This is a genomic window from Lactobacillus sp. ESL0681, from assembly GCF_029392835.1.
Taxonomy (GTDB): Bacteria; Bacillota; Bacilli; order Lactobacillales; family Lactobacillaceae; genus Lactobacillus.
On the sequence record NZ_CP113943.1, the window covers coordinates 95,066 to 107,318 of the forward strand.

The 12,253-nt window shown below is 39.3% G+C and carries 9 protein-coding genes; all 9 read left to right on the plus strand.

Going from position 1 to position 12,253, the window contains the following annotated elements:
• Positions 1–11: 11 nt before the first annotated feature.
• Positions 12–974, plus strand: a complete 963-nt coding sequence (gene hprK, locus OZX59_RS00550) for an HPr(Ser) kinase/phosphatase (protein ID WP_277126203.1) — start codon at positions 12–14, stop codon at positions 972–974.
• Entirely contained in the window at positions 971–1,807 is an 837-nt protein-coding gene (gene lgt / locus OZX59_RS00555; RefSeq protein ID WP_277126204.1) for a prolipoprotein diacylglyceryl transferase, read from the plus strand. Before hprK ends, lgt begins: the two co-directional genes overlap by 4 nt.
• Before the next feature lie 30 nt (positions 1,808–1,837).
• Positions 1,838–2,857 (plus strand): NAD(P)H-dependent glycerol-3-phosphate dehydrogenase, encoded by a 1,020-nt coding sequence (locus tag OZX59_RS00560; RefSeq protein ID WP_277126205.1) that lies wholly within the window; start codon positions 1,838–1,840, stop codon positions 2,855–2,857.
• A gap of 57 nt (positions 2,858–2,914) precedes the next feature.
• On the plus strand, positions 2,915–3,844 hold the full coding sequence (gene trxB / locus OZX59_RS00565) for a thioredoxin-disulfide reductase (RefSeq protein ID WP_277126206.1): 930 nt from the start codon (positions 2,915–2,917) through the stop codon (positions 3,842–3,844).
• Positions 3,845–3,967: 123 nt separating this feature from the next.
• On the plus strand, positions 3,968–5,692 hold the full coding sequence (locus tag OZX59_RS00570; RefSeq protein WP_277127024.1) for a phospho-sugar mutase: 1,725 nt from the start codon (positions 3,968–3,970) through the stop codon (positions 5,690–5,692).
• Positions 5,693–5,788: 96 nt separating this feature from the next.
• Positions 5,789–7,834 (plus strand): excinuclease ABC subunit UvrB, encoded by a 2,046-nt coding sequence (gene uvrB / locus OZX59_RS00575; RefSeq protein ID WP_277126207.1) that lies wholly within the window; start codon positions 5,789–5,791, stop codon positions 7,832–7,834.
• Positions 7,821–10,667, plus strand: coding sequence for an excinuclease ABC subunit UvrA (gene uvrA / locus OZX59_RS00580; protein ID WP_277126208.1), 2,847 nt, complete (start codon positions 7,821–7,823; stop codon positions 10,665–10,667). The genes uvrB and uvrA overlap by 14 nt, the downstream gene beginning before the upstream one ends.
• Positions 10,668–10,722: 55 nt before the next feature.
• Positions 10,723–11,265 carry a DUF308 domain-containing protein gene (locus tag OZX59_RS00585; RefSeq protein ID WP_277126209.1) on the plus strand — a complete coding sequence of 181 codons (543 nt, stop codon included), beginning with the start codon at positions 10,723–10,725 and terminating at the stop codon, positions 11,263–11,265.
• A 104-nt stretch (positions 11,266–11,369) separates the two neighbouring features.
• Positions 11,370–12,245 carry an RNase adapter RapZ gene (rapZ, locus tag OZX59_RS00590; protein WP_277126210.1) on the plus strand — a complete coding sequence of 292 codons (876 nt, stop codon included), beginning with the start codon at positions 11,370–11,372 and terminating at the stop codon, positions 12,243–12,245.
• The last annotated feature ends 8 nt before the right edge of the window (positions 12,246–12,253 follow it).

Below are 12,253 nucleotides of genomic sequence, written 5' to 3' on the forward strand. Positions count from 1 at the left end.
GGCGAGTCGAGATGACTAAAGCAATTAAATTAAAAAATTTGCTACGCGATAATAAAATTATCCAAGTTGCTCAAGGTATTGAGAATATAGCAAACAAAACATTGGTAGTATCTGACATTTATCGTCCAGGTCTAGAATTAACTGGTTATTTTGATTTTTATCCTAAACAACGCATACAGTTGTTAGGCCGCACGGAAATCTCCTATGCTGCACGCTTAGATCATGAAAGTTTAACACATGTATTCACTAAGTTATGTACACCCGAAACTCCGTGCTTTGTGATTTCTCGATCATTGCCAATTCCGTCGGAATTAAAAGTAGCAGCCGAGCAAGCGCAAATTCCTATTTTAACGTCATCTGAGTCAACAACTTATGTTTCAAGTATTTTAACCGAATATTTGCGTGAACGTTTGGCAGTTCGCGATACTATTCATGGAGTGCTAATTGAAGTTAAAGGATTAGGTGTCTTGTTAACTGGTGATTCTGGTGTTGGTAAATCTGAAACTGCTTTAGGACTGATTCATCGCGGACATCGGCTAATTGCTGATGATCGGGTTGATGTTTACCAGAAAGATGTTGAAACTGTGATGGGTGAAGCACCGCTAATTTTAAAACATTTAATGGAAATTCGTGGAATTGGGATAATTAACGTGATGGATTTGTTTGGTGTTGGTGCAGTTAAAAATCGCTCAAATATTCGATTGGTAATTAAGCTAGTTAATTGGGACAACAAGGTTAACTACGATCGTTTAGGATTTGAGGAAAGTAAACGTAATATCTGCAATGTTGAAGTGCCACAAATTACGATTCCAGTTAAGGTTGGACGCAATATGGAAGATATTATTGAAATTGCCACAATGAATTTTAGAGCAAAAAAAATGGGTTATGATGCCACACAGACATTTGATGATAATTTAACAGCTTTAATTGCTGATAATTCCAGGCAGGACACAATAAAGGATGAAGATAAATGAGTTTAACAATTAATCCGGTTGCTTTTAATCTTGGTGGCCTAAGTGTCAGATGGTACGGAATTATCATGGCTGTGGCAATTGTTTTGGCTGTGTCAATGGCAATTATTGAAGGCCAAAAAAGGCAGATTGCCAGTGATGATTTTATCGATCTATTGCTTTGGGCGGTTCCGTTAGGTTATGTTGGTGCACGTATCTATTATGTGATTTTTGAATGGCCGTATTATGCTAAGCATCCGGATCAAATTATTGCTATTTGGAATGGTGGAATTGCCATTTATGGTGGGTTAATTGTCGGCTTGATAGTGTTACTAATTTTTTGCTATCGACGGCTATTGCCACCATTCTTAATGCTAGACGTGATTACTCCAGGGGTAATGGCTGCACAAATAGTTGGCCGTTGGGGAAACTTTATTAATCAAGAGGCGCATGGTGGGCCAACTACGCTACACTTTTTGCAAAGTTTGCATTTGCCACAATTTATTATTGGACAGATGAAGATTGGTGGTACTTATTATCAGCCCACTTTTTTGTACGAATCATTTTTTAATTTGATCGGATTAATCTTGATCTTAGTTTTACGGCATCGTCATCACCTGTTTAAGCAAGGTGAAGTTTTCATGCTTTACGTAGCCTGGTATGCAATTGTCCGGTTCTTCGTTGAAGGACTTAGAACCGACAGTTTATATTTAGCTGGAACAATTCGGGTTTCACAATTAGTAAGTGTCATTATGTTGGTTGCTGCTTTAGGGATGTTTATTTATCGTAGAATGAAGGTTAAGCCTAAGTGGTATCTTGATGGTAGTGGATTGAAATATCCGTATACTAGAGATTAAATAAGGTATTTAGAGAAAGTCAGGAAGAAAATGACAAAAATTGCAGTTTTAGGAGCAGGTTCTTGGGGAACAGTCTTAGGGTCGATGCTAGCTGATAAGGGTAATCAGGTTGTGTTATATGGAATTGATGAGCGGGTAAACCAAGAGATTAACGAGCGACATACCAATGAACACTATATGAAGAACTGGCAGGTAAATGCAACAGCTAAAGCAACTAGCGATTTGGCGGTAGCACTAGAAAGCGCCCAATATGTGTTGTTTGTTTTACCGACTAGTGCCATTCGCAGTGTTGCTAAAAATGTCCGTACAATTTTAGAGCAAACGGGTCAAAAGCCGCTTTTAATTACTGCTACCAAAGGAATTGAGCCACAAACTAAAAAATTGATTTCGGAGATTTTGACTGAGGAAGTTTACCCAGACAATCCCGATCAAATCGTGGCAATTTCTGGTCCAAGCCATGCAGAAAATGTTGCTCAAAAAGATTTGACTGCTATTGCCTGTGCGTCAACTAGTATGAAAAATGCGCAAACTGTGCAAGAGCTACTATCTAATGATTACGTTCGGTTTTATACCAATGATGATTTAGTTGGGGTTGAAGTAGCTGGTGCCGTTAAGAATGTCATTGCAATTGCTGCTGGAATTTTAGCTGGGAAAAATTATGGTGATGATGCTAAGGCAGCCTTGATGACCCGTGGATTAGCCGAAATAACCCGTTTAGGTGTTAATTATTTTGGTGCTAAGCCGCTAACTTTTAGCGGGCTGGCTGGTATTGGTGACTTAATTGTGACCTGTACGTCGGTCAATTCACGTAACTGGCGATGTGGCAAGCAACTTGGTGAAGGCAAGAGCTTTAATGATATTGTTAACAATATGGGACAAGTAATTGAAGGTGCCACTACTGTTAAAGCTGTGCATGAATTGTGTACTGACAAACAAATTGATATGCCAATTAGTGAGGCAGTTTACCGAGTTTTATACGAAAATACCAGCGTTGATGACGAAATTGAGCAAATGATGGGTAGAAGTCCCAAACAGGAAATTAGACTTTAACTATTTTGTGTTGTACTATTTACTTACTAAAAATAAGAAACTACTTGAGGTGAAAGTATGACCAAAAAATACGATGTAATCATTATTGGTGCAGGACCTGGCGGACTAACTGCTGCTTTATATGCGTCACGGGCTAACTTGTCGGTACTATTGCTTGACCGCGGATTATATGGTGGTCAGATGAACAATACTGATGCAATTGATAATTATCCAGGTTTTAGCGAAATTAAGGGACCAGAGCTTGGCGAAAAAATGTATAATTCAGTAATGAAATTTGGTGCTGAATTTGCGTATGGTGATGTTCAATCGGTTGCTCTAGATGGTGACAATAAGCTTGTCAAAACTGATACTGGTGAATATGAAGCTCCTGCATTAATTATTGCCACAGGTGCTGATCACCGCCATTTGAATGTACCTGGTGAGGATGAATATTCTGGTAAAGGTGTTTCTTACTGTGCGGTTTGTGATGCGGCCTTTTTTAAGGATGAAGATATCGCTGTCGTTGGCGGCGGTGATTCGGCAATAGAAGAGGGCATTTATTTGGCTCAATCTGCTAAGTCGGTAACTGTGATTCATCGCCGTGATCAATTACGGGCGCAGCCTACTTTACAAAAACGGGCTTTTGCCAATGAAAAGATGAATTTTATCTGGAATGCCCAAACTGAGTCAATTGACGGTGATGAGCAAAAGGTTACTAGTGTAACTTACAAGGACAAAGCTACTGGCGAAGAAAAACAGCTAGCTGTTCGCGGCGTTTTCATTTATGTGGGAGTTATTCCACAAACTGCACCTTTTAAAGAACTCGGTGTAACAGATGACAAGGGTTGGATTCCAACTGATGAACATATGCGGACCAAGGTTGATGGGATATTCGCGCTAGGTGATGTCCGTGCTAAAGATTTACGTCAAATAGCTAATGCGGTTGGTGATGGCAGTATTGCTGGTCAAGAAGCCTATAACTATTTACAAACTTTAAATGATAAATAAAAATTAAAGAATTCAGTCAGAAGCTGAATTCTTTTTGTTTATTGCGGATAGCGACTAAGATAAATGTTAAAATAAGAATAATAAGAAGGATTTAAGTTTTAGAAATTGAGGTTAATGGTGAAGATGAATGCTAAAGAAAGCTTTAAGCAATGGCAACAGACGCCAAACTTGCCAGATTATTTGCGGATGCAATTAACTGAGTTAGGTCAAGATGAAAGTTGGGTCGAAGATGCTTTTGGCCAAGATATTGACTTTGGGACTGCTGGGATGCGCGGCAAGCTTGAACCTGGCACTAATCGAATCAACTTGTTTACTATTGGACGAGTAACTGAAGGGCTGGCTCGTTTGATTGATGAAAATGGTCAGGCAGCACAACGGCGTGGAGTCGCAATTTCTTTTGATTCTCGTTATCATTCTCGTGAGTTTGCGCAGTTAGCTGCTCAAATTTTAGGTGCTCATGGAATTCAGGTTTATTTGTTTGATGACTTGCGACCAACTCCAGAATTGTCGTATGCCGTGCGTTATTTAAAAACTTTTGCTGGTATTAATATTACGGCTTCACATAATGCCAAGCAATATAATGGGTACAAAGTATATGGTGCAGATGGTGCACAAATGGGACCAGAAAATGCTGCACGAGTTTTTGCCCATGCCCAAGCAGTTAAAGATATTTTTCAAATTACGGCTGCTCCAGTTGAAGAATTACGTGCCAATGGCTTGCTGCAATTAATCGGCGAAGATCTTGATGAAGCATACCTAGCCCAGTTAAAGCAGGTTAATGTCAATCCCAAGTTAATTGCTGCTAATGCGGACAAATTAACCATTGTTTATACACCACTACACGGTACTGGTAAGATGCTTTATGAGCGAGCATTTAGACAAAATGGCTTCACAAATGTGATTCCTGTAGTAAGCCAATCAATTATTGACCCCGAGTTTCCAACTACTAAAAAACCGAATCCAGAATATCGCGATGTTTTTGATCCAGGGGTAGCTTTAGCTAATGAAAAAAATGCTGATTTAATCATTGCGACTGATCCTGATGCAGATCGGATGGGTGCTTGTGTCAGGACCCAAAATGGCGATTTTCAAGTTTTAACTGGTAACCAAATTGCCACGTTAATGGTCTATTATTTGTTAAATAACCTCAAGCAGAATAGTCAGCTAACTGCTGATTATGAGTTGATTACTTCAATTGTATCTAGTCAGATGCCACTTAAAATTGCACAAGATTTTGGGATTCAAACCAAGGCAGTGTTAACTGGTTTTAAATTTATTGGTGAAGAAATCGATCGTATGAACAAAGCTAACGATGGCAAATTTTTAATGGGCTTTGAAGAAAGTTATGGTTATTTGTTTAAGCCATTTGCGCGTGATAAGGATGCTATGCAGGGAGCCTTGATGTTTGCGGAAGTTGCTTCATATTATGCTTCACGTGACATGAGCGTGTTAGACGGTTTACAAGAAATTTGGCAAAAGTACGGTACTTCTTACGAAATTACTAGAGCAATCGAAATGCCGGGGATTGGTGGGCAACAGAAAATGGCTGACCTAATGACCAAATTACGTGGCGAGGGTTTAACTGAAATAAATGGCGTTAAAGTTATTAAGACACAAGATTTCTGGTTACAGGAAGAAACGACTACAACTGGAAAAGCGGCCATGAACGATTTACCTAAGGCAAATGTTCTTAAATATTTCCTAGCAGATGAAACTTGGCTAGCATTGCGACCATCAGGTACTGAACCAGTAATTAAAGCATATGTTGGTGTGAATCAGCCAGACATTGCAACTGCCCAAACTGTGGCGACTAAATACCAAACTGCTCTAGCAGACCTGTTAAAATAAGTTAAAGAGCGTGCGAAAAAATGTTCGAAAGAGTAAAATAGTAAACATCAAATAAAGGTTGGACTTTGGTCCAACTTTTTTACGAGGAGTCTTTCAATGATAAAACGACAAGAAAAACGTAAATTTGATTTAGTATCCAAGTTTAAACCAGCAGGAGATCAGCAACAGGCGATTGATCAGTTAACCGCGGGCTTTAAAAAGGGTTATCATGAACAAATTCTTGAAGGAGCTACTGGAACTGGAAAAACTTTCACGATGGCTAATATTATTGCCAAATTAAACAAGCCGACCCTAGTAATTACTCATAACAAAACGCTGGTAGGGCAACTATATGGAGAGTTCAAAGAATTTTTCCCCAATAATGCTGTCGATTATTTTGTTTCTTACTATGATTACTATCAACCTGAAGCTTATGTGCCACAATCTGACACTTACATTGAAAAAGATTCAGCAATTAATGATGAAATTGACCAGCTTCGTCATCAAGCTACTAGTGATCTGATGGAACGCAATGATGTAATTGTTGTGGCTTCCGTATCTTGTATTTACGGCTTGGGTGATCCTCATGAATATGCGGCAAGTGTGATCACTGTTCATGAAGGTGAAGAATATGATCGTAATACCTTGTTGCGTGATTTAGTTAATTTGCAATATGATCGCAATGATATCGATTTTCAAAGAGGACGTTTCCGGGTACGCGGCGATGTCGTAGAAATTTTCCCAGCAGGTAACTCAAGTCGAGCATATCGCATTGAATTTTTTGGCGATGAAATTGATCGAATTGTTGAAATTGATTCTTTAACCGGTGAAATCATGGGTGAGCGGGAAAGTATTTCGCTATTTCCGGCAACCCACTTTATGACCAATGATGAACAGATGCAGCGAGCTCTAAAGCTAATCTCTGAGGAAATGAATGTCCAGGTAAAAGAATTTGAAGGTCAAGGTAAGTTATTAGAGGCTGAACGGATTAAACAACGTACTACCTATGATATGGAGATGATGGACGAGGTTGGCTTTACTAGTGGAATCGAGAACTATTCTCGACATATGGAAGGCCGTAAAGAAGGTGAGCCACCATATACCTTACTGGATTTCTTTCCTGATGACTTTTTGATTTTGATAGATGAGTCTCATGCGACTATGCCGGAAATTCGAGCAATGTATAATGGCGACCGCAATCGTAAACAGACTCTAATTGATTATGGTTTTCGCTTACCATCAGCGTTAGATAATCGTCCATTGAAATTAGCGGAATTTGAAAAATTTGTTAAGCAAATTTTATATGTTTCAGCTACTCCAGGAGAGTATGAATTGGAGCATACAGATCATAAGGTTGAACAAATTATTAGGCCAACAGGGTTGCTTGATCCCAAGATTGAGGTTAGACCGATTGATGGCCAAATTGATGACCTTGTTGGCGAGATTAATAAGCGAATTGAACGTAATGAACGGGTCTTTGTGACCACCTTAACTAAAAAAATGGCGGAAGATCTAACTGATTATCTCAAAGATTTAGGGATTAAAGTTCAATATTTGCATTCGGACGTTAAGACGTTAGAAAGAACCCAAATTTTACGTGATTTACGTTTGGGTAAATATGATGTTTTAATTGGTATTAACTTGTTGCGTGAAGGGATCGACGTTCCTGAGGTGTCACTAGTTGCAATTCTGGATGCCGATAAAGAGGGCTTTTTAAGAGCATACCGTCCTTTGGTGCAGATTATGGGACGAGCTTCGCGAAATGCTAATGGCGAAGTAATTATGTATGCAGATACGATTACTGATTCGATGCGTGAAGCAATTGACGCGACCCAAAGTCGGCGTAAACGACAAGAAGCTTTTAATGAAGAGCACCATATGCAACCTAAGACGATTGTTAAGCCGATTAGAGAAATGATTTCGGCAACTAAGGTAAGTGATGATGCTGATTCTGGTGATAGTTTTGCTGATTTAAACTTTGATGAGTTAACTGCTAAGCAAAAGCAGACTATGATTAAAGATTTGCGTAAGCAAATGCAGGAGGCTGCTAAGAAGCTTGACTTTGAAGGAGCCGCTAATTTACGGGATGCGATCATGGAATTGGAATCTTCGAGTAGAAAGCCGATTAAGAAAAAGGGAAAAACATTAAATGGTAAACGATAAAATTGTTGTTCGCGGAGCGCGTGAGCATAATTTAAAAGACATTAGTTTGACAATTCCAAAGGATAAATTGGTAGTTATTACAGGACTGTCTGGTTCTGGTAAAAGTTCGCTAGCTTTTGATACCTTATACGCTGAAGGACGCAGACGCTATGTACAATCATTGTCAAGTTATGCACGGCAATTTTTAGGCCAGATGGACAAGCCGGATGTTGATGCGATCGATGGGCTAAATCCTGCAATTTCAATTGATCAAAAAACGACTTCTCATAATCCGCGCTCAACGGTTGGTACAGTGACAGAAATCAATGATTATCTGCGTCTGCTTTGGGCTAGAGTTGGGCACCCAGTTTGTCCTAATGATGGAACACTAATTGAACGTCAATCAGTAGAGCAAATGGTGGATCGAATTCTTGCTTTGCCTGAGCGAACTCGTATTCAACTTTTGGCGCCAGTAGTACGTGCTAAGAGAGGCGAGCATAAAGACGTTTTTAAGCGGGTACAGCGGTCAGGTTATGTACGAGTAATTGTCGATGGTGAAATGCATGAAATAGACGAAGAGTTTACTTTGGCTAAGAATAAGCGGCACACAATTGATATTGTAGTTGATCGGTTAGTGGTTAAGGAAGGCATTCGTTCACGATTATTTGATTCTGTTGAAGCAGCGCTGAGACTGTCAGATGGCTATATGAATGTCGATATTATTGACGGTGAAACCCTTAATTTTTCTGAAGATTATGCTTGTCCAAAATGTGGTTTTACTGTTGGTGAAATGGAACCGCGGTTATTTTCTTTTAATGCACCATTTGGAGCTTGTCCAGACTGTGATGGTTTAGGAGTAAAGCTTTCCGTTGATCAAGATTTGGTAATTCCTGACGATGGTAAAACCTTAGCTGAAGGAGCATTAGCACCTTGGAAAAATTCTAAGTATTATACGCAAATGCTTGAACAAGCTTGTGCAGCGCTGAAAATTCCGCTTGATAAACCGTTTAAAAAGTTAACTAAAAAACAAAAAGAAACTATTTTGTATGGTTCAGACAAAAAGATTAAGTTCCATGTAACTGGCGACTTTGGCGTTAATGACACTACTGCTGCTTTTGAGGGAGTAATGGATAATGTTGAACGGCGGTATCAACATCCAATGTCTAAGTTTATGCGCGATGTCATGGGCAAGTATATGACCGAGCTAACTTGTACAACTTGTCATGGGAAGCGTCTGAATTCTAAGGCACTTGCTGTTAAGGTGATGGGCAAGGATATTGCGGAAGCTTCTGAATTAGCAATTAATTATGCGTTAGATTTTTTTAAAGAAGTTAAACTAGATAAGCAAGAAAGCGCGATTGCTAAACCGATTTTGAAAGAAGTTTGTGATCGGTTAGCTTTTTTGAGCAGTGTAGGGCTTGACTATTTAACTTTATCGCGGTCGGCTAATACCTTATCTGGTGGTGAGGCACAAAGAATTCGTTTGGCAACTCAGATCGGCTCTAACTTGTCAGGAGTCATGTATGTTCTTGATGAACCATCAATTGGCTTGCATCAGCGTGATAATGATCGTCTGATCGCGGCGCTAAAAAAGATGCGTGATTTAGGCAATTCGCTAATTGTAGTGGAGCATGATGATGAGACTATGCGCCAAGCAGATTATCTAATTGACATGGGCCCTGGAGCAGGGAGTTATGGCGGCAAAGTAATGGCTGCTGGTACACCGCAAGAGGTGGAACATAACCCCAAATCGTTGACAGGTCAGTATTTAGCTGGTAAAAAGTTTGTACCGGTGCCGCTTGAGCGTCGCAATGGCAATGGTAAGAAAATCACAATAACTGGGGCTAAGGAAAATAATCTAAAGAATATTAAGGTAGCATTTCCTTTAGGTAAATTAGTGGTGGTAACTGGTGTGTCAGGTTCTGGTAAGTCTACTTTGGTTAATACTATTTTAAAACGAGTGCTTGCTCAAAAGTTAAACCGAAATCAGACTAAACCTGGTAAGTACGGTAGCATTAGTGGCTATAAAAATATCGAAAAGATTATTGATATTGATCAGAGCCCGATTGGTCGTACGCCACGCAGTAACCCAGCTACTTATACTAGTGTGTTTGATGATATTCGAGCACTTTTTGCACAAACTAATGAGGCAAAATTGCGCGGTTATACTAAAGCACGGTTTTCTTTTAATGTTAAAGGCGGTCGCTGCGAAGCATGTCACGGTGATGGAATTATCAAGATTGAGATGAATTTTTTGCCGGATGTGTATGTGCCCTGTGAAGTATGTCATGGTAGTCGCTATAATTCAGAAACTTTAGAGGTTACGTACCGTAAGCATAATATTGCCCAAGTGCTTGATATGACGATTAGTGAGGCTTGTGAGTTCTTTGATAAAATTCCGAAGATTGCGCGAAAGTTGCAGACAATTGTTGATGTTGGCTTAGGCTACGTTAAATTGGGACAATCTGCAACGACCCTTTCTGGTGGAGAAGCCCAAAGGATGAAATTAGCAGCCGAGTTGCAAAAAATTTCAACTGGGAAAAACTTTTATATCTTAGATGAGCCAACAACCGGCTTGCATACCGATGATATTAAGCGACTGTTGGAAGTTTTGCAGCGTTTAGTCGATCAGGGGAATACTGTTTTGATTATTGAACATAATCTCGATGTAATTAAGAACGCTGATTGGCTAATCGATCTTGGTCCAGAGGGCGGAGAAGGTGGTGGCGAAGTTGTTGCTACTGGGACGCCTGAGCAGTTAGTTGAAAATAAGCAAAGTTATACCGGACAATATTTAAAACCAGTTTTAGAACGTGATACGATATTAACCAAAAAGGCTAAGCAAAACAAATAAGCATAAGTTTATTACTAAAGAGTGTACAATTAGCACCAAGGAGGTCTAAATTAAAATGAATAATTATTCTAATTATGATCAGCCACGTGGCTTTGATTGGGGAGCACTGGTTGCTGGAGTGTTAATGATTATCGCTGGGATGTTTTTAGTTGGTCACCCAGGTAAAGCTCTTAAGGCGTTCGTATTACTATTTGCCATCTTGTCAATTTTACAAGGTTTTGTCTGGCTAGTCTTTTACAGTAGATTTCATAACTTTATCTCTTTTGGCTGGGTTGCGATTGTCTCCGGTATTTTAGATATAGTAATCGGGATTTTGTTCTTGCGTTCATATGATGCTGGTGGGTTAACACTTGCTTACCTGTTTGCAATTTGGTTTTTGTTTGATTCTATTTCAGGAATCGTTTTTGCCAGTCATTTACGTAATAAGTCGAACTTTTACTTCTGGATCAGTTTGATTTTGAATATTTTAGGTTTGTTTGTGGCGATCGGCTTGATGTTCAATCCGGCTTTATCGGCATTAACCTTAATTTGGTTAATTTCTTTCTGGTTGTTTATGTTTGGTATTAATGAAATTGTAGTTGCGTTTGCTCATCGTTAAATTAATTTTAGAAAAGATCCCAAGCAGGATCTTTTTTATTTTGTTTGTAAAAGACACGACGAAACACCCGGTATGTTATAATCTAAATGAAGGAGAGAGCGCAAATGTCTGAAAAGAAAAAGCAGTTATTAATTGTTACAGGGATGAGTGGCGCAGGTAAAACTGTTGCCTCACATGCGTTAGAAGATATGGGCTATTTTGTGGTTGATAATTTGCCGCCAACTTTACTAAGTAGCTTTTGGGACTTAATGGTTAATTCCAACGATTTTACTAAAGTAGCTGTGGTAATCGATTTGCGCATGAAGAGTTTTTACAAGGACTTGATTAATGCCGTCAATTCATTGGAAGATAATGCGTCAGTTCAAGTAACCACGCTTTTCTTAGATGCTGCTAACGACGCCTTGGTTGCCCGGTATAAGGAAACACGTCGCTTGCCACCACTTGTTAGTAGGGGTGGATTACTTGACGGAATAGTGGCTGAACGGCAAATCTTAACGCCAATTAAAAATCGAGCTAATAAAATTATTGATACTTCTGAATTGTCAGCCAGTCAGTTGAAGCAAAAATTAATTGCTACTTTTAGCGAGCAGCAACAGCAGCCTTTTTCAATTGAAGTAATGTCATTTGGTTTTAAATATGGTGTACCAATTGATGCAGATATTGTGATGGATGTCAGATTTTTGCCCAATCCATTTTATTTGCCAGAGTTGCGGCCATTTACCGGACTTGATCAACGGGTTGCTAACTATGTTATGGACAAACCTGAAACCAAAGAATTTTATCAAAAATTCTTGGATCTTTTGCAGACAGTATTGCCTGGCTACATCAAGGAAGGTAAGCAACAATTAACGATTGCAATTGGGTGTACTGGTGGCCAACATCGCAGCGTCGCGATTGCACAGCAATTAGCGCGTGATTTAGCTAAAGATTATCCAGTTAATGTTACCCACAAGGAAATTAGCCGTTATACAAGAAAATAGGTGAAAAT